Annotated in this window: 18 protein-coding genes; 8 read left to right on the top strand and 10 right to left on the bottom strand. The window is 39.6% G+C overall.

Annotation, left to right across the window (positions count from 1 at the left end; all coding sequences use genetic code 11):
• Window positions 1-139: 139 nt before the first annotated feature.
• On the bottom strand, window positions 140-643 hold the full coding sequence (locus tag BANA01_RS26240; protein ID WP_034673731.1) for a DoxX family membrane protein: 504 nt from the start codon (window positions 641-643) through the stop codon (window positions 140-142).
• Window positions 644-1,185: 542 nt separating this feature from the next.
• Here BANA01_RS26240 and BANA01_RS26235 point away from each other — a divergent pair.
• The 4 genes from BANA01_RS26235 to BANA01_RS26220 all read left to right on the top strand — a co-directional run bounded on the left by BANA01_RS26235 (window position 1,186) and on the right by BANA01_RS26220 (window position 2,321).
• On the top strand, window positions 1,186-1,374 hold the full coding sequence (locus tag BANA01_RS26235) for a Spo0E family sporulation regulatory protein-aspartic acid phosphatase (protein ID WP_034673733.1): 189 nt from the start codon (window positions 1,186-1,188) through the stop codon (window positions 1,372-1,374).
• 219 nt (window positions 1,375-1,593) lie between these two features.
• Window positions 1,594-1,812, top strand: a complete 219-nt coding sequence (locus BANA01_RS26230; RefSeq protein WP_034673735.1) for a DUF1659 domain-containing protein — start codon at window positions 1,594-1,596, stop codon at window positions 1,810-1,812.
• A 32-nt stretch (window positions 1,813-1,844) separates the two neighbouring features.
• Complete coding sequence (locus BANA01_RS26225) at window positions 1,845-2,063, top strand: DUF2922 domain-containing protein (RefSeq protein ID WP_034673737.1); 219 nt, start codon at window positions 1,845-1,847, stop codon at window positions 2,061-2,063.
• Window positions 2,064-2,183: 120 nt separating this feature from the next.
• Window positions 2,184-2,321: a YvrJ family protein gene (locus BANA01_RS26220; RefSeq protein WP_034673739.1), complete on the top strand. Its 138-nt coding sequence runs from the start codon at window positions 2,184-2,186 to the stop codon at window positions 2,319-2,321.
• Window positions 2,322-2,535: 214 nt separating this feature from the next.
• Here the strand turns inward: BANA01_RS26220 and BANA01_RS26215 are convergent, their stop codons facing one another.
• From BANA01_RS26215 to BANA01_RS26170, 9 genes are all read right to left on the bottom strand, one after another.
• Entirely contained in the window at window positions 2,536-3,162 is a 627-nt protein-coding gene (locus tag BANA01_RS26215) for a ThuA domain-containing protein (RefSeq protein ID WP_034673741.1), read from the bottom strand.
• A gap of 154 nt (window positions 3,163-3,316) precedes the next feature.
• Window positions 3,317-4,006 carry an endonuclease I family protein gene (locus tag BANA01_RS26210; protein ID WP_235847242.1) on the bottom strand — a complete coding sequence of 230 codons (690 nt, stop codon included), beginning with the start codon at window positions 4,004-4,006 and terminating at the stop codon, window positions 3,317-3,319.
• A gap of 16 nt (window positions 4,007-4,022) precedes the next feature.
• Window positions 4,023-7,829 carry a chitobiase/beta-hexosaminidase C-terminal domain-containing protein gene (locus tag BANA01_RS26205; RefSeq protein WP_052106305.1) on the bottom strand — a complete coding sequence of 1,269 codons (3,807 nt, stop codon included), beginning with the start codon at window positions 7,827-7,829 and terminating at the stop codon, window positions 4,023-4,025.
• Window positions 7,830-7,919: 90 nt separating this feature from the next.
• The gene (locus BANA01_RS30470) at window positions 7,920-12,653 is read right to left on the bottom strand and encodes a 5'-nucleotidase C-terminal domain-containing protein (RefSeq protein WP_052106306.1); all 4,734 of its coding nucleotides are present in this window, start codon (window positions 12,651-12,653) and stop codon (window positions 7,920-7,922) included.
• A gap of 294 nt (window positions 12,654-12,947) precedes the next feature.
• Window positions 12,948-13,943 carry a DUF3231 family protein gene (locus BANA01_RS26195; RefSeq protein ID WP_034673802.1) on the bottom strand — a complete coding sequence of 332 codons (996 nt, stop codon included), beginning with the start codon at window positions 13,941-13,943 and terminating at the stop codon, window positions 12,948-12,950.
• Window positions 13,944-14,374: 431 nt separating this feature from the next.
• A complete protein-coding gene (locus BANA01_RS26190; RefSeq protein WP_034673804.1) occupies window positions 14,375-15,562 on the bottom strand; it encodes an amidohydrolase in 1,188 nt (395 codons plus the stop codon).
• A gap of 41 nt (window positions 15,563-15,603) precedes the next feature.
• Window positions 15,604-17,043 carry an MFS transporter gene (locus BANA01_RS26185; protein ID WP_235847243.1) on the bottom strand — a complete coding sequence of 480 codons (1,440 nt, stop codon included), beginning with the start codon at window positions 17,041-17,043 and terminating at the stop codon, window positions 15,604-15,606.
• Between the two features lie 289 nt (window positions 17,044-17,332).
• Window positions 17,333-19,672, bottom strand: a complete 2,340-nt coding sequence (locus BANA01_RS26180) for a helix-turn-helix domain-containing protein (RefSeq protein ID WP_034673810.1) — start codon at window positions 19,670-19,672, stop codon at window positions 17,333-17,335.
• Between the two features lie 473 nt (window positions 19,673-20,145).
• Window positions 20,146-20,712 (bottom strand): LOG family protein, encoded by a 567-nt coding sequence (locus BANA01_RS26170; RefSeq protein ID WP_034673745.1) that lies wholly within the window; start codon window positions 20,710-20,712, stop codon window positions 20,146-20,148.
• A gap of 424 nt (window positions 20,713-21,136) precedes the next feature.
• Between BANA01_RS26170 and BANA01_RS26165 the strand changes: the two genes are divergently transcribed.
• The 4 genes from BANA01_RS26165 to BANA01_RS26150 all read left to right on the top strand — a co-directional run bounded on the left by BANA01_RS26165 (window position 21,137) and on the right by BANA01_RS26150 (window position 25,974).
• On the top strand, window positions 21,137-22,834 hold the full coding sequence (locus tag BANA01_RS26165) for a DUF2207 domain-containing protein (RefSeq protein ID WP_034673747.1): 1,698 nt from the start codon (window positions 21,137-21,139) through the stop codon (window positions 22,832-22,834).
• Window positions 22,835-23,009: 175 nt separating this feature from the next.
• Entirely contained in the window at window positions 23,010-24,167 is a 1,158-nt protein-coding gene (locus BANA01_RS26160; RefSeq protein ID WP_034673749.1) for a pyridoxal-phosphate-dependent aminotransferase family protein, read from the top strand.
• 165 nt (window positions 24,168-24,332) lie between these two features.
• Complete coding sequence (locus BANA01_RS26155; RefSeq protein ID WP_034673751.1) at window positions 24,333-25,277, top strand: aldo/keto reductase family protein; 945 nt, start codon at window positions 24,333-24,335, stop codon at window positions 25,275-25,277.
• 274 nt (window positions 25,278-25,551) lie between these two features.
• Complete coding sequence (locus BANA01_RS26150) at window positions 25,552-25,974, top strand: HIT family protein (RefSeq protein ID WP_034673753.1); 423 nt, start codon at window positions 25,552-25,554, stop codon at window positions 25,972-25,974.
• Window positions 25,975-26,185: the final 211 nt, after the last annotated feature.

Genomic DNA, 26,185 nt, shown 5'->3' with positions numbered 1-26,185 from the left:
CTCCAGCACATACGTTTTGTCCTCAAGACCCCGGATTGAGGACGTTTCCTCTTAGCAGCTCATACGTTTTGTCCTCAAGACCAACAGAACAAAAAAAGACGATTCGAGGGGGATTCGAATCGTCTCTTAGCATACCTATTTATGCTGTTACTTTTGCCTTATTTTTTCGAACAGTTTTGTTAATGAATGGTACTACCCAGTAGTCTAAACCATATTTACCAGCGTTGAAGCCTGCTGCTAGGATGATGAAGCCTAAGAAAATGTCAGTTGGGTTATGAGATACAGTTCCAGCCAGGAAGAAAGAGAAGTTCATCACGAGACCGAAGAACATAGCTGCAGTTGTTAAACAGCCAAGCATAAGCCCTAAACCGATTAACAGTTCGCCCCAAGGAACAATGAAGTTAAACACATCGATGTTTGGTAATGAAAAGTTTTCTAAGAAGCTTACATACCAGCTGTACACCATGTTGCCATCTGGACCTTTTACAGGATTAGCAACGGCATTTTTCAAGAATCCTGAAGCGTCGAATCCGCCTGTAATTTTATGAAAACCAGCTGTGAACCACGCATAGCCAAGATATAAACGAATAATAGTTAAAATCGCTGCTGAAATTTTATTTTCTCTTAAAAAGGTGTTAAACATAAGTCATTCCGCCTTTCAAATTTAACTTGTTCTCTATACTTACACTATATTGAATTCCTGTAGTTAATAACATGGGTATAGTGTTAAGTTCACAGTTTGTTTGAAATGTTATGACAGAATGTTGAACGGCTGATAGCATTGGTTATCTTTTAAGCTTCTTCACTTTTTATTGGCTAATTCTCTTCGATCCTCTGCCAATGGCGGTTGCTCTATCCAGCCTTTTTCAATTAATAGTTCCCTCCCACTTTGAAAGCAGATACGGAGCGCAAAATTTGTCGAAATTTAGACGTTATTACAAAATAACTTAATTTCGGGTCGAATCCTGTCTAATTATAGGAATTTGGCAGCAACAAGATATACCGATATCATTTCTCCTTTTCTCAATTTTTTTACTTTTTAAATCAGTGTTCACAGCAAAGATGTTCTGTGTTACTATCGTGAAGGCTTTGGAAAAATGCTATCCATCATATTATCGAAGCACTTGAAAATCAAGTCATCGCACCTTCCAAACCATACCACTAAAAATCCATACGAGGTGTATGATGAAAACAAACAAATCAATTAAAGTCGAAAACCAAAAACTTTTAATGGACATTGTCGAGCTAAAAATAAAACTAAGTGAATTATTTAACCAAACTGGCCCAAATACTTCCGAATATATAAGTCTATCAATCAAACTCGATTTCCTGATGAATGAATACTTTGACGAGAAAATAGAACAATTAATTTAATAAGCTAAAGACCAGCATAAATTTGCTGGTCTCTTTTTTTCTTCCTGACCAGTTTTCCTGTCTTTATGCACACGTTATTTTGATCAATCGTTGGATTGACCTAACAGGCTCTTCTATTAATCGGTCACTTCAAAATGCTCCAGCTTGGATTTAATTTTTTCTAACCATGTCCTTTTCACCCCTTTTTCTATATATAAAGGGTGAAAGGAGGTGATTACGATGGCACAGGCAGTTGTAACTTCTTCTAAGTTACGTTTGGTATTTCAAGTAGGCATGGATGACGAAGGGAAACCGGTTTTAAAATCAAAGACACTTAGTAATATCCAGAAATCCGCAACAGCTGATCAACTCTACCAGGCAGCACAAGCATTGATTGGTTTATCCAACGATACCCTCAACAATATTGAGAGAGTCGACAATGCAGATTTACTAGCTTAATCAAAAATGAATAGTAAAAGGAGGTGAATGAAATGGCTAAAACACTAGAGTTAGAATTTGTGACGGAGTTTGGTAAATCAGCGCGTTTATCAATCGATAATCCGAAGGAACCGATTGTGGAGGCAGTGCTGAAAACGGCGATGGAGGAAATGATCACGTCAGGAGTTTTCACTTCTACCAACGGTAATTTTGCTTCCATAAAGGGAGCACGCGTGATTGATCGTAATGTAACAGAATATGAAATCATTTAATAGAGTAGAAAGAGGCCGGGTTCCGAGGGAAACCGGCCTCTATTTAAGGCTGACCTCTTAAAGTTTATTGTTAGAATCTATAAGAATAGAGCCTATATTAAAAGAAAGGAGTGAAATCACGTGGAGCAAATGATACCTTTAATTAGTGAGGTAGGATTCCCAATCGTTGTGACCCTCTATTTGCTGTATCGGATTGAATCAAAGCTGGATATGGTAGTTCAATCGATTCAAAATCTTCCCGAACGCATGAAGGCGTAAATTCTAAACCAAAGCTAGCACCGCCAAATTAATAGAACCTTAAACCTTTGTTCATAGTTTGTTCATACTTTCGGGGTAAGATAGATATATGAAGAGGACAAACTTTTTTCTCTCTCTTCCATAACCCCCTTTTAAAGATTTCTTTTTTGGATTCGGCAACCGGCCGGATCCCTTTTTTTTAGAATCGTCATATATTTACCTTCAGGGGATCTGCTTATCTAGTAAACATCCAATTAATTTTATCCGCTAGCAAACGGGAGATGTTTTCATTCAACACCCCTTCCTTCGTGTGAGCTGGTGTGAAACAGCATACCTTTCCTTTTCCATAGGAATGCTGCCAGCCTGCAATGGAAACTCCAGCTTCTCCTGAACTCCGTAAGTATACTTCTGTCTTTTCCACATCACAATGAACAAAATAGTGTTCATCTGACAGGGAAAATGTTTTGTCATTTTGTATGTATGTAACCTCTTGAAGTCCTGGCGGATGATAGTCAAAGGCTCCTCTTAACATTTTGGTGTAGTTGGTTTGACTTGGATAACCAGCCATACCAGCATGCAATGCTAGGATGCTGCCTCCTTCATTAACATATTTTTCAATCTTCTTATCCAATTCATCACTTAACCAAGTCATCTTCTGTTCATCTTTTGGATTAAGTACGTTCATTTTTGCATTGATAAAAAGGTCGGGTTGTTCATTAAGGACCTGTGAAACCTCTTCATATGTAATATATTGTACGTCAACTTCTTTATCCGGTAATTTCCTTATGGCTGCTTCTAAGCCCGCTTTGGCGTCATCACCGGAATGCCAATAATCATCTACTAATGCTACTACTTTTATCATCCTATTTCCATCCTCCTTTAGTTTAAATATACCTTAACATGAAAACTCTTGCGTGGCTTCCGGCTAAAAAACTATATACCTACTTTAGGAATCCCTATTAAGTAAAAAAAACAAGAAAAGGGGAACACCCTTTTCTTGTTTACCTGTCCTATTTTTAGCTCGCTGGCCAGATTAGATCTGCCCATTCCGGGTGATCGATAAACGGATTGCGGTTGCCTTGAATGGATTGAATGACATTGTTTCTGTTCATTTCAAAAGCATCTACTGGATCCTGCTTGTGCCATTGAAGAAGAACTGATTTTTTGCCGTGTGTAGGTGATGGATACGTATTTACCTTGTCAGCTAACTCAAGATCAAGCTCGCCGCCTTCACCCTCATAACGAACATCCATGTACATTAACATTCTGGCAATATCGCCTTTCACGCGATTTGGCGGTTCAAATGAATCACTATCATAATAACAGTCAGCACATTCACCTTGAGATTTTCCGCCGATATCAAAATCCAAATGGCCGCGAGTGCTGTTAACAGAGACATCCGTTGGTCTTAAGTGATGAATATCGGTTCCAGGCCCAACGCTTGTTCCAAAGTCTCCATGAGATTTTGCCCAAACATGCTCACGGTTCCAGTCATTTACATTCCCACCGTTTGTGGATTTCGCTTGTGAACGGCCTGTGTAAAGCAAGATTACATTATTAGGATTATTGGGATCTTCATCTGTTTGCTTTAACGCATCCCATACTTGAGCATACGTTAACTTTTTTTGCACACTAATAATATCGTTTAATGCGTCTTTTAACGCTTCACCTGTTTTCCCAGCTGCTGCTTGGTAATAGGGTTCCAATTCATTTACTGGAGGTTCACCTGGGAGACACCTCAGGTGCAGCGACAGGAGAAGGAAGTACCTTCCCGTTGACATCTGTGAATTTGATGGCAGATGTATCAACACCATCAATTACGGTCCATTTTTGAACACCTTCAATACCTCTTACTTGACTAAGGTGATCATTATCGATGACTACTTCTTTAACGATTGCACCAGTTAAGTCAATAACTTGACCTGCTGCTCCCGGGCTAAGAATAATAGTCGTGTTCGTTAAGCCTTCGCCTTTTAGCTTCGCATAAGAACCTTTTACCACAATACCCTCTGTAATAACAGAGTTTGCATTCATCGTAATGTCTGCACCTGCATTGGCAATGATAAGCTTCTTCGTTTTGAAGTTATTTAAGTTGTAAATCTTTGTTCCTGCTGGTGCTGTTACTGGCGGTAACACTTCTCCACCTGCAGCTTTTAAAGATGTTTGAATAATCACTGGGTCGTGGTCAGATGCACGGCCATGCTCTTCCATGAAACCAGAGTTGATATTTACGATATCAACAGTTGTGTTAGCTTCCATATTTTTTGTTACTAACACATGGTCTAACACTTGTGCGTTCCCTTGGTAAGAATAGTTGTAACGTTCTTCAGGTACAACTTTATCGATCATGTTTGTCATTTCATTGCCTTTAGCAATCGTAAGTGTTTGCGTGAACTCAAAATCATTGAAGTCCCCTAATTGAACCACATTTGCATTAGGATTTTTTGCTTTGATATCCTTCACGAAGCTATTCGTAATTGCTGCAATCTTATGACGTTGAATTTCACTACTTAGAACCGGCGGTTGGTTTTTACCCATTAATGGATGGTCTCCACCTTTAGAGTTAAAGTGGTTGGCAATCACAATCACACTTTCTCCTTGGAAATCAAACTGTGCTGCAAGTGGCTTACGGCTCGAATTAAACGCAGTATTTGTTGGGTCAATACGTCCTGGGTTTAATGTTAGTTTTCCATCAGCATAGCTTACTGCTTCATCAGCCTTACCTTTTGGTGCTCCTGCAGTTAAAGATACACGATCTACGTTGTAAAGGAAGCCAACACGAATGTTACCACCCGGCGCTCCACCATCTTTATTATTGGTTGGAATTACTTCAGTATAGGCATATGTTGGTCCGCCTAATGCTTTTACTTTATCAATAATCTTTTGTGCACTTTGTGCTCCATCAACAGTACCACTATCTGTTTCACCATCGTTATCCTGTACTTCGTTTAAACCAATGATGTCAGGTTTTTTCATTTTATCAACAATGGCATCAGCAATTTTAGCTACTTTAGTATCTGGAGTTTTAGTTGAGAAGTTCTCAACGTTATAAGTTCCAATTGTTAACTTGTCTTCTGCTGGTGTAATGCTTGTTGCAGCGCGAACGATTGGTGTTTCAACTAGTGTTGGAAGACTTGGCTCTTGTGTCATCAATTTAAAGTTGCTGTACCCGTAGTTAATGATACCTTTAATAGAGCCTGTGTAATAGTCACCCATTTTTGCACGGTAAGACTTATTCGCTGTACCGCCATTTCTTACATCGACTCCAATACGGTCTGGGTTTGTATCAGTTGCTGTAATACGTAAACCGCCTGGATTCACATTTGTTTCATAATTTTCAGGTACAACCCAAACTAATCCGTCTTTTTGAAGAGCGATTACTTTTGGGTTGTCAACCTGTACATACATACCTTCAATACTTTCCCAGAAGTCAATCGCGTCTTCCTCAGGGTCAAACTTAGTAAATTGATCGTTATCAATGATTTCTGGTGGTGAAATACGATCAACGCCAAGTTTAATTGGTGTTGGAAGTGGAGCTGTTCCATTTTTTGTTATCGATGAAGCTTCAATTTGTGTAATCGTTAAATCTGTTGATGTTTTTTCAGCATAACCTTCGCCGTAGTATTCAGTTACTTTACCTGAAACTTTAACCTTGTCTCCGATAGCTACACCGTGAGCAGATTTAAAAACAAGGATACCGTCTGATGTACTATTGTCTCCGTCACCTTCTAAATCTTGAAGGAAGAAACGGCTCGTTCCATCGATATACGTAACAACACCTTCAACATCTGTTACGTTTTTACCAGTTAAAATTGAGTTATGTGATTTACCTTGGATGTCATAAATGCGAATCGCACCATCTTGGATAAGATAATCGAACGTCGCAATCGCACTATTTTTCATTCCAGCTTTAACGGCTACAGCTTTTACGGTTGTAGCTTTATTAATTACGATTGGCTGCGCATATACTGGACTTTCAGTTGTTGGTTCACTGCCATCAAGAGTGTAATGTATAACAGCATCTGCTGTACCAGTCGTTAATGTTACTGCAGTTCCTGATGGTACCAATCCTGCCCCTGGAGCAGCGATGACAGCTTGAACAATACTTGAGTCTAATAAAATATCACCTTCATTACGCGGAATTAATTGGTATACACCATTAAACGCACTAAGAACTCCGGTAATCGCTTCATAGGTGGTGCCTGTTTTTAACATTGTAGAGCTTGGCGGTCGGATTTGGAAGCTTGTACCAGCAGCGTCCGTTGCTGTATAGTTACCGCCTGAAAATGCTCCAACTGTTACATTTTGAACTTTTACTAATTTTGCTTCTTTATTTTCTTGTAAATCAGCTGCAGGTAGAACTTCTGCTGCAGGTACCGCTTCTGTACCGATAATTTCAATATTTTCATGGTTGGCTTCAATTTCAAGTAATGTTGAATATTCAACCAATTTACCAGAAACCTTAATCTTATGTCCTGGTTGAATCGTAGAGCTGTCCGTTGGTGTGTAGGCAACAATTGAACTTGTAGCATCTTGGAAGTAAATCGCTCTTCCTAAAACAGCTGTTACGACACCACTCGTTTGAACATTTGATTGCAAAGCCATTGCTCTAACTTCAGCAATTGTGCTTTCTGAAATAATGCTGTATTCAAGTGTTAAGATATCACTATTATCTAAGCCTGCTTTAACAGCTACTGCTTTGATTGTTGTAGCAGCATTGATTACAATTGGTGCTTTGTATTCAGTGCTTGATGTTGTTGGTTCTGTTCCATCAGTAGTGTAATAAATTTTAGCATCTGCTGTTGCAGTAGCAAGAGTTACTGCTGTTCCAGCTGATACGGCACCAGATGTTGGTGAAGCTGTTACATTTTCAACCTTTGTTTCTACTGGAGTGGAACCGCCATCCATGGTGTGGGAACCAAGGTTTGTAAATACATTAAGACCTAAACTATCCCATTCAACCGCAGGATCAAATGCATCACTTGGATTACTGTCTCCTTGAGTGACTGTGCTTTTACGGATAATTGTTTGATCCATAGTTTTTACAGTTGTTCCCCAAGCTGTACCTGGATCAACCCCAACTTGACCGATAACGTCAATAATTGTTCCATTATGCTTTAAAACAACCGCATCATCACCGTTCCAGTTGACAGTGGATTTCGATGAATCAAGTAAGTCCGCTTTTGCAACAATGGCTGGATCAGCATCAGCGCGTGAAATAACAAAAGTAGCTCCATTTGCAAGAGTAGCATTAGAATCACTTGATAATGCCATCTTGAAAGTAGTTGTTGCTGCACCATTGCTGTATTGTTCAAGTGTATATTCACTTAATTTAACCGGTGCACCAGTGCCATTATAGAGCTCAATTGCTTTGTTAAAGCTTGTACCTTCAATGTATTCCGAAATAAATAAATCGTTTGCAACTGTAGCAGCAATAGCTGGTTTCGGTTGAAAACCAGGCAATGCCAAACTAAATACCATTATTGCTACTAATAAAATATTAATAACCCTTTTACGATTCTTTTTCAAAACTGCACCTCCAGGGAGCATTATCCAAAATTATTTTTCATAGGGAGTAAGTTCCCTCAGCTGTCTGCTGAGAGAACTTATAAAGTTTTATTAATCTTCAAATAAAGTTTCGCCATCAACGGTTACATTTGAAAAATCAACCTCTGTACCGCCTTTGATAATAAGATTCCCTTTAACGGTTGCATATTCAAGCTTTGTTACGCCTGTTACACCTGTTAAGTCAACAGTTACATCCCCTGGATATACCTTAGGGCTAGCTTCCGTTCCGCTGAAAGAACCCGCTGGAACAACTTGTGGAGCGATGTTAACGATACGTCCTTCCACTTTCGGGCTAACTACTTTGTTTGGTTGTGCTTCAATATATTCTACAAACATTTCCCAATCCACAAATCCTGGCTCACTTACACGACCTTCTTCATAAGCTTTGCCAAACACGGCATATCCGTCTCCGCCTTTAGCCGTAAAGATGTTGGTTGCTACTGCATAGTTTTTAGTTAAATCTAAGGCAGTATAGCTTCCATCTTCAGCTTTCACTTGAATGGATTGAACCTTTTCTCCCACTGGCTTCGTGCTATCATAAGTAAATTTCAGACCAGCTACTTGAAGGAATCCTCCATTAGCTGTTGCAGGTGCTGATTTTACGCTAAGCTCTAGGGCTTCCTTAATTTCGGAACCTTTTAGGTCCATAATCGCTAACGCGTTTCCGAAAGGAAGAACTTTGAGCACTTCCTCTAATGTAATCTCATCTGCTGGAAGCGTCACACGAACTCCGCCGCCATTTTGAAGTGCAATTACAGTGTTTGGATTGATTGTTTTTGCTTTTGCAAGCATACCGTCAGCAATAAAGTTACCTAGGTTTGTTTCACCTGTACGCGCTGCTGGATTCCCACCTACTAATTCAACCGCTGCAGTACCAACAACTTGTGCTTTCTTTGCATCGATGGCAGGCTTATACTTCGTGTTTAAGATTTGAGCAGTAGCTGCATCTTCAGCAAAGGTAGCAATATCTAGCAGCTTGCCAGTTGTTTTTTCTGTAATAACTTTACCAGCTGCGTCAAACGTTACATCAACCGTTCCAAGGAACTTGTTGTATTCATTTGCTTGAACGATAACAGTTGGTTCTACCCCAGTTTTTTCAATAACAGGAGCGTCAAGCTTTACATGTGTATGACCGCCAACGATGACGTCGATACCTTCAACTTTCGCTGCTAATTCAAGATCATTATCCCAAGTTAGTGAATCATTATAACCAAGGTGTGATAAAGCGATAATTTTATTTACACCTTGTGCCTTAAAGGAATCAACGGACTTTTGTGCTTCTTCAATATAATTTTCAAAAACTACACCGTTTCCAGGACTTGAAATCGTTGGAGTTTCCGCAGTTGTTAAACCAAAAATACCAATTTTCTCACCATTTACAACTTTGATCATACCGTTGTAAATCTGACCGTCAACAGCACTATCTGTAATAGAGTCATTGAAACGGGTTTTTAAATTAGTGTCTTGGGCAAAGTTTACGTTCGCACTTAAAAGTGGGAAGTCAGCGTCTTTAACAAAATTTGCTAATACGCCAGTACCCAAATCAAATTCATGATTACCAAAAGTCATTGCATCATAACCAGCAAGATTCATAAACTCTAAATCTGCTAAACCTTTATATTCATTGAAATATAAAGTACCAGTTAGAACATCCCCTGCATCAAGCAATAGTGCATTTGGCTTTTCTGCACGGACAGACTTAATAGCCGTCATTTTCTTCGCAACATTATCAAGGTTTGCGTGTGTATCATTTGTGTGCATGACATTTAATGTGAATGATTTTTCTGCTTGTGTAATACGTCCTTCAACTTTCGGATTAACCGTTTTGTTTGGTTGAGCATTAATGTGGTCTACGAACATTTCCCAGTCCACAAATCCAGGCTCACTTACACGGCCTTCTTCGTAAGCTTTTCCAAACATGGTGTATCCGTCTCCGCCCTTAGCAGTAAAGATGTTGGTTGCCACTGCATAGTTTTTAGTAACGTCTAATGCAGAATAATTTCCATCTTGACCTTTAACTTGGATGGAGTGAACCTTTTGTCCCACAGGCTGTGCACTGTCATAAGAGAATTTCATGCCAGCTACTTGTAAGAATGCTCCGTTAGCTGTTGCAGGAGCTGTTTTAACACTATGCTCTAATGCTTCTTTAATTTCTGAACCTTTTAAATCCATGATTGCTAATGTGTTACCAAAAGGAAGAACCTTGAGCACTTCCTCTAAAGTAATCTCATCCGCTGGAAGTGAAACACGAACTCCGCCGCCATTTTGGAGCGCGATAACAGTGTTAGGATTAATTGTTTTTGCTTTTGCAAGCATACCATCAGCAATGAAGTTACCTAGGTTTGTTTCTCCAACACGAGCTGCTGGGTTTCCACCTACTAATTCAACGGCCGCAGTACCAACTACTTGTGCTTTCTTTGCATCAATAGCAGGCTTGTATTTTGTGTTTAAGATTTGAGCAACAGCTGCATCTTCAGCAAAGGTAGCGATGTCAAGCAGCGTGCCAGTTGTTTTTTCTGTGATAACTTTACCAGCTGCGTCAAACGTTACATCAACCATTCCTAGGAACTTGTTGTATTCGTTTGCTTGAACGATAACCGTTGGTTCTTCCCCAGTTTTTTCAATAACAGGAGCATCAAGCTTTACATGTGTATGACCGCCAACAATGACGTCGATACCTTCCACCTTCGCTGCTAATTCAAGGTCATTGTCCCAAGTTAGTGAATCATTATAACCAAGGTGTGATAACGCGATAATCTTGTTAACACCTTGAGCCTTAAAGGAATCAACTGATTTTTGAGCTTCCTCGATATAATTTTCAAATACCACATCTGCTCCAGGGCTTGATATCGTTGGAGTTTCTGCAGTAGTTAAACCAAAAATACCGATCTTCTCGCCATTTACAACTTTAATCATACCGTTGTAAATCTGACCGCCAACAGCCTTATCTGTAATAGAGTCATTAAAACGAGATTGTAAATTTGAATCTTTTGCAAAGTTTACGTTCGCACTTAATAGTGGGAATGCAGCATCTTTAACAAAGTTCGCTAACACACCAGTACCCAAATCAAATTCATGGTTACCAAATGTCATAGCATCATAGCCAGCAAGATTCATAAACTCTAAATCTGCTAAACCTTTATACTCATTAAAATACAAGGTTCCAGTTAGAACATCTCCTGCGTCAAGTAATAAAGCATTCGGCTTTGCTGCACGAACGGACTTAATCGCAGTTGCTTTCTTAGCCACATTATCAAGGTTTGCATGAGTATCATTTGTATGCATGATATTCAATGTGTAATCCTTAACCGGTTGATCTAACACATTGATATCCAGCACGAACGTACCATTCACAGTAAATTCCTTTTGCAGAACATACCAGTGATTTTCTTTTCCTACCCAAATACCCTCTAACATATAGCTTCCGTTAGGCAGCTGTGCTCTAAAAGCACCGTTCGCATCACTAGTTAAGTCATACCATTTTAATGCACCAGTAGTAGTGCGTACACTGAATACAATATTAGGAAGTACTTCTGATCCTTTTTTCAATACCCCGGTTACATTTGGTGTATAAACATCTGTTAACACATCGATGTTCAGCTCAGTTGAACCATCCACCTTGAACGTCTTTTGCATTTCATACCATTTGCCAATTTTCTCATCCCAAATACCTTCAATAGTATAAGAACCATTTGGCAATTTCAGACCAAAGTTACCGTTTGCATCTGTTTTTGCGTCAAACCATTTTACTGCTCCTGCTGCTGTACGAAGACTAAATACAGTATCTTTTAATGGAGCCGTACCCGCTTTTACCGTTCCAGTCACGTTGTAAACGATGTCAATTTTCAAGGTTGCTGAGCCTGAAAGTTTTCCATCTGCTACTGTGAATGTTTTATTTAATGGATACCATGTACCTGTTCCATCATCCCAAATACCTTCGATTTTGTAAGAACCGTTAGGCAATCTTAGACCAAAGTTACCCTCCGAATCTGTTTTTGTATCAAACCATTGTAATGCTCCTGAAGCTGTACGGAGACTAAATACAGTATTCTTTAAAGGAGCTGTACGAATTTTCACTGTTCCAGTTACATTGTCTGCTACATTAATTTGCAGTGTATCTGTACCTGACAGTTTTCCAGCTGTTACAGTAAATGTTTGTTTCAATGGATACCATTTTCCTGCTGTACCATCCCAAATACCTTCAATTTGGTAGCTGCCGTCAGGTAAGATAAATTTAAAATTACCGTCTTTATCTGTTGTTGCGTTAAACCAATTGCCATAGGAATCATGGAGGCTAAATGTAAGATTAGCGAAAACTTTATCACCATTCTTAACACTTCCTGTTACATTCCATGCACTATCTGGTAGTTTTAATCCATCAAGCAATAATTCATTCTTTCCATCTACTAAACCATTAAGAATGTTTACTGTTACGTTGATTGGGTACCAAGTTGGTGAAACCCAAAGGCCTTCCACCTTATACGTACCATCTGCCAGGTTATGAGTAAAGTACCCATCTGCACCTGATGTGAAATTATACCATTGATTGGTAGTAGTATTCTTTAGAGCAAAGGGAATGTTTGCCAACGGTTTATCACCTAAAACAAGTTTCCCCCGTCCTGGAACAACAGACAATGTCGATGTCCCTGATGTTGCTAGTAAATTACCATTGCTAACGTCTCGTGCCAAAGCTTGAGCGTTTTGTGGTACTACCAACGTTAACAGCAAAATTGCCGTTAAAGCCATGCTGAACCACTTTTTTGACCTGATTAGCGCTTTTCTCACTGATTAAACCCCTCCTAATCTCTTTAGTACATAGAGATAAATACCCATTGAAATCTAGCATAGCTGTTCCAATGGGTACTTATCACTAAAACTAGTTTATATCGGATTGTTACATAATTCTACATATTCTTTTAAATTCTCTAAAATTAACAAATTATTAATAAAGTTTACGCTAAAATCATATAATTTACGTCATAAAATTCGACATAATTCTTATATTCTTCGTTTACGTAACTAGCTGCGCTTGCACAAAAAAAAGCACGGTGGAAGTCTCCACGCATGCTTTGTCGATTTTTATTTTTTCTTATGTGAAACCGTCTGTGGCGGCTCTTCAAGCCAGCCATTCTTGATCATCAATTTTGCCCCTTCATGAGCGTATTCAAAGATATCTTTCATAAAAATTGATAATTTTGCTGGTAAATCATTACGTAAACTAAAGGCTGTTCCAAGTGAATTGCCACCTAATGAAAAACTGCAAAAAAGGCTGACACAATACATCATGATTTTATCAGAGAATGGAGCGAGCGTTGAGTTCGTAATATTTCCTCCATGAGTTGACGGTACTGGAATATCATTTTCAATCATCAATTCACTCAATTCCTTCACGATCCCTTTGGCGAGCTCTCCCCCCTTAGAAAAATACTTACCCACTTCTTTTTTCTCTGCACATTGGGCAAATCCAAATATCATTTGCATTCCCATAGTATTAGATTCAATCGCATGATAAATATTTGCAATCTCTACAGTATTTAAAGGTCTTTTTTCACTTAGTGGATTAAAGCCTCCAAAATAGCCTGTCCCTTTTACAAATGCTACAGAGTCCGGGGTGGAAACATAGGGTGAACGAGGAATCAAACCTTTTTCAAGTAAATATTGGGTACAAATATCATAATATTTTTGTGTAATGGTCGTAAGCTCTCTAAAAAGAAGGGTAATGTCTTTACGATAGGACATTGTTAAATTCAACGTATGCATCCCCATGCTAATCTCTTTTACCAAACGGACAAACATAATATCAAAACCATTATCATAAAAGGGCGGTACATCTTTACGGACATCTTCATCCGTAAATCCAATAGGAATGGCCACACCCTCTTTTTCGAATATTGCATTTATCTTTTCTGGATATGGTTTAACTTCATTATATAAATTCGTCATAATTTCTTTCGCTTGCAGGTCGTCTGCTTTCTCAATTAAATATTCTAACATTCGGATAATCATCGTTTTCTGTTGGTATGTATTCCACAAACCTCCGATTTCGGAAGACGATATGGATGGGTACTCAGGCATATTTTTTCCTCCATAATTTATGTATTTTACTAATACATCTCCATAATTAGTTTTATCATTCTGAGATTTATCATTCATGAATTTTTCCTTCCGATTTTTAAACTTGCGTAAGCACTTTTAGTGGGTATTTTCGCGTAGGATGAGAATTCATAGGCGGAGAGATTCCGGCTATTGTATAGGAGGAGGCTTAACAAACAGATATAAGCGGAGATATTTCGTTTAACTGCTCTAAATAAGCCAAATACCAAAGATATGGATAATATAAACGGAAAGTCTTCCTTTATTTTTAAGAAAACGATAGTATTTCCCAATTTTGCCGGAATTTTTCCGTTTATTTTTCAAACACAGTGAAATCAACATTCTTTAACTGAGCCCAAATAAAGAGGTGCCCCTAAAAGTTACTTAAGGGACACCGTCTTTTTTGATTACCTTTAGTCTAATTCATAATAACTGCAAACAACTTGACCAACCGCTTTTGCCGCTACCAGCAATGCATCTTCATCAATGTCAAATTTCGGATGATGATTGAAGTATGGGTCTTCTACCCCTTTTGGTGTACAGGCAATATAAAAGAAGCAGGCTGGAAACTTTTCAGCATAATACGCAAAGTCTTCAGATGGAGACATGGCCGGAAACTCTTTCACTTCTTTAATATCCGGGTCATTCATGCTTCGCAGACTATCCGCAACCTTTGCCGTAAGCTCAGGGTCGTTGTATAAAGGCGGATAATCGGGAGTGTACGTAAGCTCACAGGTTACGCCAAATTCTTCTTCAATCCCTCGTACGATCCGTTTCACTTCTTTTTCAATGGTCTCTTTTGTTTGTACCGTCATATAGCGAATATCGCCTTCAAGTTCAACGCTGTCCTTGATAACGTTGAATGTACCTTTTCCATCAAAGGATCCAATCGTAATAACACCCACATCGAAGGGGCTTAATCTCCGGCTAATAATAGTTTGAGCAGCTGTAACAAAATGCGCAGCCGCCACAATGGCATCATTCGCGAGATGAGGAGAGGAACCATGTCCGCCTCTTCCTTGAACCTTCAATTTCATGTATGCACGTCCATTGAAGGAATACCCTGCATGATAACCTACTGTTCCCGCAGGTCCCATCGGTAATAAATGAATGCCATAAACCGCATCTAGGTCATCAATCAAGCCAGACTCGACAATACTTTTTGCTCCGCCTGGCGGGACTTCTTCTGCATGCTGATGAATGATTTTAATAGTACCAGGAATATGGTCTTTTAATTGGATTAAGCAATCTGCTAAAACTAACAAGTAAGCCGTATGCCCGTCATGTCCGCATGCATGCATGACACCTTCATTCTTTGACTTAAACGGCACATCTGCTTCTTCTACAATTGGCAGTGCATCAAAATCAGCACGAAGACCAATTGTTTTTCCAGGTTTTCCACCTTTGATCGTAACGATAATGCCGTACCCATTTCCAACATTCGTTTGAATGTCAACATCTTTCCCTTTATAAAAATCCGCAATGTACTGAGCGGTTTTCTCTTCTTTAAAAGAGAGCTCAGGATGTTCATGTAAATAGCGGCGGATTTCAATGATTTCTTCTTTACGGGATTCTAACATGCCCATTAAATCGCTTTTAATCATTTTCGTCTCCCCTTTATTAGCAAAGAATAAACGTTCAATTAATGGCTTCCAGTTGGTGTTGGTGTTGGTGTGCGTCTAGGTTTTTTCGTAGGAGCCTCTGAAGGCTTACCTGCACTGCTAGGAACCATCATGATAATCGAAAGAATGGAAAGAACCCCAAAAATCACGTTTACAATGATTCCAACCGATGCGGCAGTTGCAACACTTCCATTAGCCGCAATGGAAGAATAAATGGTTGCGGAAATGGCAACACCAAATGCACCTCCAAGTGAGCTAGCCATTTTATAAACCCCTGCAGCTTCACCCACTTTGTTGGATGGCGCATTGGATACAGATGTATCGGTAGACGGCGTCGCATATATCCCAAGTCCTAGACCGAATAAAGCAAACCCAATGAATACGACAACGGTATAAACAAGATCAGGCAAGAACGTCAAACCCATTACGGCTACACCAACCGTCGTGATGATAGCGCCCCAAATCATTGGTAATTTCGCACCCACTCTTTGCAGGATTTTCTCTCCGACACGAATCATGGCAAGCACTGCCACTAAGTATCCAATCGATAGCATCCCTGATTGAAACGCAGTGAATCCTCGGCCGACTTGAACATACGTATTGGCTACAACAAGTGTTCCGGCTACAGCATTTAACAAGAAGTTTGAATATGTGGCACCTGCATAAGGTTTATTTTTAAATAAAGAGAAATCAATTAATGCAATTTCTTTCTTCTTTTCAACTTTAAAGAAGACAAAAGCTCCAATAATCGTAACAATGGCGGCGATGATGGAAGTTGGGCTTGTCCAGCCTAAGTCACCACCAAAAGTAATAAAAACGTTTAATGCAATCATGGTCACGATAAAGATGGCTAATCCACTATAATCGAATTTAAATTTACCAGTTCCTTCTGCTTTGCTTTCAGGTGTGTCTTTAATCAACCACATGGCGAGAAGAGCAAATACGATAGAGAAAATAAAGATCCATCTCCAACCCATATACGTTGCAATCGCACCACCTGCAAACGAACAAACCCCTGAACCGCCCCAAGATCCAATGGACCAGAAACTAAGGGCACGTTGTCTGTCTTTTCCCTCAAAGTACGCTTTCATTAAGGCAATCGTTGCTGGCATAATACAAGCTGCCGAAATCCCTTGAATAATACGACCGATAATTAACAATGTTGATCCTTGCGCTAACACGAGGCAAAGGGATCCAATCACACTCAAAATTAGCCCGAGATAGGTAATTTTTTTACGTCCAATTTTATCTGCAACTCCACCAGCGGCTACGATAAACATTCCAGAGAATAACGCAGTTAAGCTGATGGCAATATTCAGCGTCCCGGATGAAATCCCCAAATCCTTTTGAACGGCCGGGACCACATTGACCATTGCTTGTGCAAAAAGCCAAAATGTGATGACGCCGAACACAATCCCTGTGATCATTTTATCTGTACCTTTATAACTTGTCTCCATGATTTGCCTCCTATATTTTATTAGGTCCCTGTTAGGATTAGAGTGCTCTTTCATAAATTAAATTAGTCAAAGTAAAACTCAGGAACCTTGTGTTTCTATAGGTAAATTATATTAAGTAAACGATAGATAAGAGAGTCAATTTTAATGCAAATCAGTCAGGCAAAGGTTCTATTTATTAACCTGCTGGCTGATGAGGTCAAAAAAACACGGTACATTTTTACCTTCCTAATAAAAAAAATCCAACCCGCCATCTCCAGAGTTTAGGAGAAATAGGGGTTAGATCCTTTTCGTATTAGCTATAGGTTTTCCGAATATCAAAAAAGTGAATGGCATTACTACTTAAATAGGTATAAAATGACCAATCCTCTTCAATCGATTCATCAAAAATCTCTAAAGAAGGTCGACTGGAATGGATAATATAATCAATGATTTCCGCATCCATCCCATGCTTACTGTTCAAACTCCACCATTTCGTATACAATGCTCCATGATTTTTATCAAACACATGCTTGCGTATTTGATATTCCCCTTTCGGCATTCCAGAAATCATTACGTGAATTTCCTTATTGAGTTTTTGAAGAAATGTCTCTTCAAGGGAAAAGTAAGGATTGATGATGGTGCTATTCATCAAAATCAATTGATAGCCCCGCTCATTCTGTGTCATCACATAATCCTTGCCATGTGCAACAATTTCGCCATGCAGCCGTTTTAAAAACATCAGCGCAAAATAGGCAGGCCGTTTTCCATGTAAATAATGGAATAATTCAACACCATCCATCCGATAACGCTTATCTTTCCCCACTTCTTCATGCACGATGGTATTGACCCAGAGAGCAACAGTTTCCACGTCATTAGAAATATCCAAAACATTTTTCAAGACTAAGGCTCCTCGAAAAAAAGTACCGTTCGTATACCGAGTGTTGCCTGACAACGTGTTCCATGAAACAAGATGAAGCGGTTTATCTAACTGGTTTCTTTTTAAATAACGCTTCAGCTTGTCCGTTTTATCCTTTATATACTCTCTAGCTAAATCGAATTTGGTATCCGCTGTTTCTTTAAAATCAATGACCTCATTTTGGTTCGCGTTATATCCGATAAAATCAATCGACGCTCCATGTTCTAGCTGCCATGCATGATGATCACTTGTCTTTTCTTTGCCGAACGAAAACGGCATATACACTCCAACCTGTACCTGAGGAACCATTGTCTTCCATACGTTGTGCAGTTTTAAATAAACCCGCTGAAGTTCTTTTGGTTCTACTCCCGTGTAATAAGGCTCGTAAAACATTACATGCCACTGCTGCACAAACAATTCTCCGTACACCTGTAAGCAATGTTTGATGAACTGAGTGAGTTTGGTAAAATAGAATTCTTCATTTCGCGAGATATTCATATAATCGGATCGGATAAACAAAGATAAATTTTGCTGTTTTAAGAATTCTAAAGCACGATCTATTGTAAAATATGGAGAAGTCGTTGGAATCTCTTCATCTGTTTCCACTTCCTGAGGGATGGCCGTGTTGCTAAAAAGATTACGAACGCCGATAAAACGTAAATGCAAATCTCTATTCACATCGAGTACCTGCGAGCGTATATCTTCATTTAGTAAATTGATAATCTCTCCAATTTCAAGAATGTGACTTGGAGCATTTACTTTCATGGTTGCTGGTTTCGAGAGGTCTAACGGCAACTTTTCATACCTAGTTTCTGTATGGGAATATGTTTTTTGATCATCTAACATTAGGCTGCTTAATTTTGCTACCATTTCTGGTGAGTGTATGAAATTGGATACATCTTCATTGCTATAACTTTTTACAGAATCCTCTTTTTGTACATAATGGTTATCTCGATAGACATGCGGGGTCATTCCGTATACTTCTTTAAAAAGGGTTGAAAAAGACTTGGTATTAGGAAAGCCATTATTCATGGCAATTTGTGAAATCGAGTCGGTCGTATAAAGCAAATCCTTCATACTATGCTTAAGTCTAATATTCATTAAAAAACGACTAAACCCCATTCCCGTTTTGTTTTTAAAATAGCGGGAAAGATAGCCGGTTGAAAGGTAAAATTCCTTTGCGATTCCCTCTAAGGTAATCATTTGGTCATAGTTTTTTTCCATATAGTCAATGATTTGCGATAGACGAAGATCGCCAGTATCCATTTTCTCAGTGACACTGCCTTCTTCTTTAAACCCCCGAATCAAGATCAGTAACATTTGACAGATATAGCTTTTAACCTCAATCCGATAGCTTTCATCTTGGCGATAATAACTAATCATGACATTGGCCAAGAGCTTCCGAATCGAAGAAATCATCTCTTCTCTTCCCAAATCAATTTCCCTTGAATAGCATTCAAATCGTCGGTTTCGGTAGTCTGCGTAATGATGATCCATGAAGGCATCTGAAATGGTGACCATCATGACCCTATTATTTTCACTGCCCTGAACCTGGTAAAGCTGATTCCGATTAATCACCAGCAAATCCTTTTCTTCTAAATGATAAAAACGGCTGGCTGTTTCTATTTTTAATTCTCCACTTATGACAAGGATAAATTGAATCCCATTATTGACCCTTGGAACAAGTACATCAATTTGTTGAAATGACAATTGAAAATCTGACAATGGATTGTCCAATCCAGTCACCCCTAACTCCTAATTCCAATAAGCGAGTGCCCCTGACAATCCAGAAGGATATCGCACTTAACATGTTTAATAACTCTTATGATACGGATAAGAAATAGTGATGCTACAATGTATAAAACGCATATATAAACAAAAGGGATACTTTTGTAAAACGACCATATGCTTTTATGAAGGGAGTGTTACCAGCATGCAGCGGATAAAAGTAATGATCAACCTTTTCCTAAAAGAGCCTCTATGGTTTAAATTACTAATCTCCCTAACTTTTCTGATTTCAGTTTTTTTCAGTGGTATGGAAAATACCGTGTTCCGAAGCCTTTCAAAATTAGCCGCTTCTATCTTTTTTACCACCTATGGGATTAAATACAGATATAACCGACTTGTCTCAATGGTCTTCTTTACGGCAGCACTGATATGTATCTATCTTGCATTGAATTAAAAGGCAGTGAGGTCTTTCACTGCCTTTCCTATTCAAAAGATTTAATCGGCGGAGCCTCATAGGTTGCAAACCGATCGAGTAAGACACCGGGTTGTTCTTCAATAATCGCCATCGAACGGAACTTTTCCTGCAAAAACTTTTGGTCAATCATATGGTCAAACAGGCTGATTAATGGGTCGTAATAGTGATTAATATTAAGAAGACCGCACGGCTTTTTATGCAAGCCAATCTGACCCCAGGTAAAGACTTCGAAAAACTCTTCAAGTGTCCCTGCCCCTCCAGGCAAAACAACAAACCCATCTGCCAAATCGGCCATCTTTGCTTTTCGTTCGTGCATGGTTCCAACCTTAATTAACTCTGTTAACCCTTTATGGGAGATTTCACGTTCCTCCAGAACCTTAGGAATCACCCCAATAGCGTGACCGCCTTCACTTAACACCGTATCCGCAACAGCACCCATTAACCCGATACTTGAACCCCCGTAAACCAAGGTAATATTCCGTTTTGCTAGCTCTTTCCCCAATTGAATGGCTCCAATTTTATAAGCCTCTGAAGCACCCAAACTTGAACCGCAATACACTGCCACTCGTTTCATGCCGCCGCCTCCCAATGTATACGTTTTACCATAATTATAGTGAATGACAGAAAAGAAAACAAAAAACAGGAAAAATAAACTTTTTTTAAAAAGGCTGTGTTATATAAAGATGTTGATTCGCGCTCCAGTAACAGCCTTAGTATATAAGCGGAGACTTTCCGGATAAATGCAGAATGGAACCTGTTTGGGGATATATAAGAGGAGGTTTTCCGGCTATGCAAAGCAAACCTCTCATTTTTAAAAATTTCAAGCCAATAGGTGGAATCTCTCCGTTTATTTGAGCTTTTTTATAGCCAATTTTTAATTAAGCGGAAGTTCTCCGTCTATAAACCTTTAACAGAGCTATTTTAATAATTGGAAAATATTATGAAACTTAACTACGATTTCATTCGTATGATTATCATCAGGAAAGAAGGTGACACACATGTTGAAAAGGTTGTTTACTAGCTTACTAGTACTGGCTTTATTATTCATTTTCCCACACCAAGGTTTGGCTGTGGAGTTTTCTATTACCAATGTAAAAATGGACGCATACTTGCAAACTAGCGGAGATGTGAAAGTAGAAGAAACCCATACATATGAATTTGAAGGCGAATTTAACGGGATTACCCGTGAAGTGGTTCCAAAAGAGGGAGCTGTCATCAGACAATTTACTGCGGCGGAAAACGGCCATTCCTTACGAGTCGAAAAAGAAGATGACTTTTACAAAGTGCACCGTAAAGGGACGGATGAAACCATTACCATAACCCTCAACTATACGATTGAAAACGGAATGGAAATCTATCGTGATGCGGCTCAATTTTATTGGCCATTCTTTGATGAAAGAAACGAATCCTCTTACGAAGATTTGACCATTACCATTCATCCACCTGCAGCAACAGATGATGTAATTGCTTTCGGATATGGCGAGGCTTTTAACACCGAAACGATTCAGGAGGACGGGACCATCCTTTTTGAATTGGGTTACGTTCCTAGCGGCATGAACGGAGATATCCGTGTGGCCTACCCTGCTGCACTTTTTCCAACGGCCACCAAAACGGCAGACAAACCAATGAAAGAGGAAATCCTTAAAGCAAAGCAAAAACTCATCGAGCAGGCAGCTGTCGATGCAAAAACAAAGGAAACACTCTCAACTATCAGTATGATCGGTCTCCCTTCCTTTACGATTATTCTACTACTTTTCATGATGCGAGATTGGTTAAGAACACGCGCACTGCGGAATGATTTCATGCGTGAAGGAATAACATTTACTTCTGTACCCAAGCAAATCATGAGTTTACCGGCTACCATCTATTTTACGAACAACAACTATCTTCAGCCTCAGGCAATGGCGGCCGCATTACTTGATTTGGTCCGCCAAAGGTATGTAATGAAAACGGCAGATGATCAGTTTCAAAGAATCCGTTCAAAAAGCCCATTCAAACATGAAAATATATTGATGGAGCTGCTTTTTGATAAAATTGGGGCAAACCAGATTTTTAGTCTTGATGACTTAACAACTTATACAAAAAACACGAAAAACCAAGTAAAATACAACTCTTACCAACTGGAGTGGAAGCAAGCAGTTAAACAAGAGGTAGACAATCACTCCCTTTTCGAAAACAAAACAACCTATCGATCACTCATTGGTTTTTCAAGTATCCTTTTACTGCCGTTTCTTTTCTTCTTCCTACTCTATGGTCTTATTGTTTCCTTTATGGTGACACTACTATTAGTGATAACTGTCATCATCTACGCGAGTGTCTATCGGTCAAAAACACGAGAAGGTGCTCGAATTGCCTACGAGTGGAGGCAATTTAAAGCGCACTTTAAAGATTTACCACAAACCGAGTGGGAAAAGTGGTCCGAAGATGATCGCATGAGAGCCTATATTTACGGTCTTGGAATCAGCAGCAAAGAAATCGATCGTAAAAATGATGCACTCATTGAGGCTCTCATTCCAACAGGCAGCGATTATGTTGACGATAGCAGCTTTTACTCCATCCTCTATATCGGGCCTTATACCTCTTCAAGTTTCCACTCTGCTTATCAATCTTCAACCAGAAGCAGCGGGGGATCCGATTCAGGAGGAGGAAATGGAGGGGGAACAAGCGGAGGCGGCGGCGGTTCTGGTGCTTTCTAATAAAAGCTTGAGGCCTTTCCTCAAGCTTTTTTCTGTTTCTTCCAATCGTTGCGGTTAAGGTTGAACTTATACTATCATAGAGTGAGAGATATCCATGAAGTTCCATACGTAAAATGGATTACACAAAATACAGTCCTCAAGTTTTACCAACTACCGATAAAATGGAGGGAAAAGTATGTATCCAAATATTTTAAGACATCCAGGACCGACTCCAATACCTAAAAAGGTGCAGCTTGCTATGAACCAGGACATGATTAGCCATCGCACAGGAGAGTTTGTACAGTTATATCAAGAAACAACCAACCGCGTGAAACCGATTTTCGGAACACAACAAGATATCCTACTTCTCCCATCGGGCGGTACAGCAGCCTTAGAAGCCGCAGCCGTAAATACCGTTTCCCCTGGGGAAGAAGTCGTGGTTATCACCGTTGGTGCCTTTGGCAATTATTTCGTATCTATTTGTGAGAAATACGGGTTTAAAGTACATAAACTCGAAAAAAGTTGGGGTGAAGCTTGTACCGAGGAGGATCTTACTAAGTTTCTTAAACCTTTATCGAATATAAAGGCTGTTTTTGCCACCTATAACGAAACCTCAACAGGAATCCTTAACCCCGTTGAAAAATTAGCAGAAGTTGTTCGTACGCATACCGACGCTCTATTTATTGTCGATGGAGTCAGCTGCATTGGCGGAGCTCCTGCAGAAATGGACCAATGGGGAATCGATATTCTTGTAACCGGTTCACAAAAAGCGATGATGCTTCCTCCTGGTCTTGCACTTTTAAGCGTGAGTGAAAGGGCATGGAAAGTGATAGAGGAAACGAATAAACCTGCCTATTACTTAGATTTACTCAGCTATCGCGAGTGGGCTGCAAAAGGAATGACGCCTAACACTCCTGCCATCTCATTGATTATGGGACTGTCGGCTGTTTGTGACTTGATTGATGAGGAAGGTGGATTTTCACAAACTGTTGCAAGGCATGAACTCATGAAGAATATGGTTCGTGAGGCGATGAAGGCCCTTTCTATCGGACTATTAACATCTGATGAGTATGCGTCTCCAACCATTACCGCGATATATGGTCCTGAAGGAATCGATTTGCCCTCGTTTATCAGTCATTTAAAGGAGAAATATCACCTTGATTTTGCCGGCGGACTTGGTCACCTCCAAAGCAAGATTTTCCGGTTCGGGCATATGGGCTACTGCTTCCCAAGTGACATCCTTCAAGCCGTTTCTCTGATTGAAGCAGGTTTACAAGACTTCTCCTATGGTATTGAGCCCGGGGCAGGTGTTGTTGCAGCACAAAACATTTTCTTGTCTTCGCTGCGGAAGTAATATTTAGTGTAGATGTAGAGGCATGGTCTTAATGGACTGTGCCTCTTTTTCTTTCGGTCACTTCAGCCTCTATCCATTTTAAATAAGTACTCGGCCACCCATAAAAACCCATTTTATGGTATATTACCAATATTAAGTAATCAAATTGACGGGAGGATTTAGTACATGCAATATCGTCGTCTTGGCAATACCGGTTTAAAGGTTAGTGAAATCAGTTTAGGAAGCTGGCTTACATATGGTGGTTATGTTGAAGAACAAAATGCGGTGTCCTCCATTGACCTTGCGTACGAATCAGGGATAAACTTCTTTGATACTGCCAATGTCTATATCCGCGGGGAAGCAGAAAAGGTTGTTGGCAAGGCATTAAGCAAATATCCAAGGAGCTCCTATGTACTAGCAACAAAGGTTTTTGGCCAAATGGGTGATGGTCCAAATGATCAGGGCTTATCACGTAAACATATTATCGAGCAATGTGATGCAAGTCTTAAGCGTCTTGGAATGGATTATATCGACATTTACTATTGCCACCGTTATCACGCTGAAACTCCATTACACGAAACGCTTAGGGCATTGGATGATTTGGTACGCCAAGGAAAGGTCCTATATGTTGGCGTTAGTGAGTGGACAGCAGAACAAATCACCGAAGCCGTTCACCTTGCGGATAAGAAACTTCTAGACCGTATTGTGGTGAATCAACCAAATTACAGCATGCTGCAGCGCTATATTGAAAAAGAAATTATCCCTGTCAGCGAAAAACACGGTATCGGTCAAGTTGTCTTCTCCCCGCTAGCACAAGGTGTGCTGACAGGAAAATACAAAAAAGGCGAAAACATCCCGGAAGGAAGCCGTGCCGCACAAGTGAACACAAACATGTCCTATATCCTAACGGAGCAAAATTTAGATAAAGTAGAACAATTAAGAACCGTAGCCTATGAGGAAGACCTAACATTAGCTCAGCTCGCTATCGCATGGATCCTACGTCAACCTAATGTAGCTAGTGCCCTAGTTGGTGCTAGCCGGCCAGAACAGCTGCAAGAAACGATAAAAGCGTCTGGAGTCAAACTATCAAGTGATACGTTAGAAAAAATCAATGGAATCTTAACGAATTAATCTCACCATGGATACCGTCATAAGGCGGTATCCATTTGTTATTAGAAAACAACGATTAGACATCTTTCTCCTCCATCCGCTTTCCTCTTTGGAAAACAAACCTTGGATTGTTTCCTAGGAAATTTTTGTCGATAAATGGCTGTGATTTCCCCTAATTTTCTGCACTAATTTCCCCTTGCACATGAAAGTCGACACTTTGAGACAATTACTTTTAATCTTGTTAGGGGTAGAATAAAGGTAGAATCAAATTCATAAACAGATAAGGATGAAAAAGATGGAGTTAAACAAAGATTGTATGTATTGCATGAAGGATGAAAGACGGGACGACATTATGATTGAAATCTGCGAGCTCGAGGTTTCTACAGTTTTTCTTTTTAAAGAACAAACGTATACGGGCCGATGTAATGTCGTATATAAAGGCCATGTAAAAGAACTATATGAACTAGATAGCCAAGAGTTAGCTGCTTATATGAACGATGTGAAGAAAGTGGCAGCCGCTGTGGACAAAGCTTTCCAACCTGGAAAAATTAATTATGGGGCTTATGGCGATAAAATGCATCACCTACATATGCACATTGTGCCGAAATACGAGGGTAAAGCAGATTGGGGTTCTACCTTTGTAATGAATCCGGAGAAAACATATTTAACTGACGACGAATATAAGGAAATGATTGAGAAAATTAAAGAATCACTCTAATGTTTCCTTCGCTTTTTACTCGAAAATCTTTATGAAGGACTAATCTTATCGGGAACTCTCTTGATTTGTCTTTCATGCGCTTATGAAGGACTAATTTTTTCGGGAACTATCCTGATTAGTCCTTCATCGACCTTATGAAGGACTAATCTTACTAGGAACTTTCCTGTTTTGTCCTTCATCGACCTTATGAAAGACTAATCTTACTAGGAAC

Source organism: Neobacillus niacini NBRC 15566 (assembly GCF_001591505.1).
GTDB lineage: Bacteria > Bacillota > Bacilli > Bacillales > Cytobacillaceae > Neobacillus > Neobacillus niacini.
This window is presented reverse-complemented; position numbering and strand designations above follow the sequence as displayed.

Bases quoted from the DNA above. Each gene is read 5' to 3' on its own strand.
- BANA01_RS26225 (WP_034673737.1), top strand. From the start codon at position 1,845: ATGGCTAAAACACTAGAGTTAGAATTTGTGACGGAGTTTGGTAAATCA.
- BANA01_RS26160 (WP_034673749.1), top strand. From the start codon at position 23,010: ATGTATCCAAATATTTTAAGACATCCAGGACCGACTCCAATACCTAAA.
- BANA01_RS26195 (WP_034673802.1), bottom strand. From the start codon at position 13,943: ATGCCTGAGTACCCATCCATATCGTCTTCCGAAATCGGAGGTTTGTGG.
- BANA01_RS26155 (WP_034673751.1), top strand. From the start codon at position 24,333: ATGCAATATCGTCGTCTTGGCAATACCGGTTTAAAGGTTAGTGAAATC.
- BANA01_RS26165 (WP_034673747.1), top strand. From the start codon at position 21,137: ATGTTGAAAAGGTTGTTTACTAGCTTACTAGTACTGGCTTTATTATTC.
- BANA01_RS26235 (WP_034673733.1), top strand. From the start codon at position 1,186: ATGAAAACAAACAAATCAATTAAAGTCGAAAACCAAAAACTTTTAATG.
- BANA01_RS26215 (WP_034673741.1), bottom strand. From the start codon at position 3,162: ATGATAAAAGTAGTAGCATTAGTAGATGATTATTGGCATTCCGGTGAT.
- BANA01_RS26170 (WP_034673745.1), bottom strand. From the start codon at position 20,712: ATGAAACGAGTGGCAGTGTATTGCGGTTCAAGTTTGGGTGCTTCAGAG.
- BANA01_RS26150 (WP_034673753.1), top strand. From the start codon at position 25,552: ATGGAGTTAAACAAAGATTGTATGTATTGCATGAAGGATGAAAGACGG.
- BANA01_RS26240 (WP_034673731.1), bottom strand. From the start codon at position 643: ATGTTTAACACCTTTTTAAGAGAAAATAAAATTTCAGCAGCGATTTTA.
- BANA01_RS26230 (WP_034673735.1), top strand. From the start codon at position 1,594: ATGGCACAGGCAGTTGTAACTTCTTCTAAGTTACGTTTGGTATTTCAA.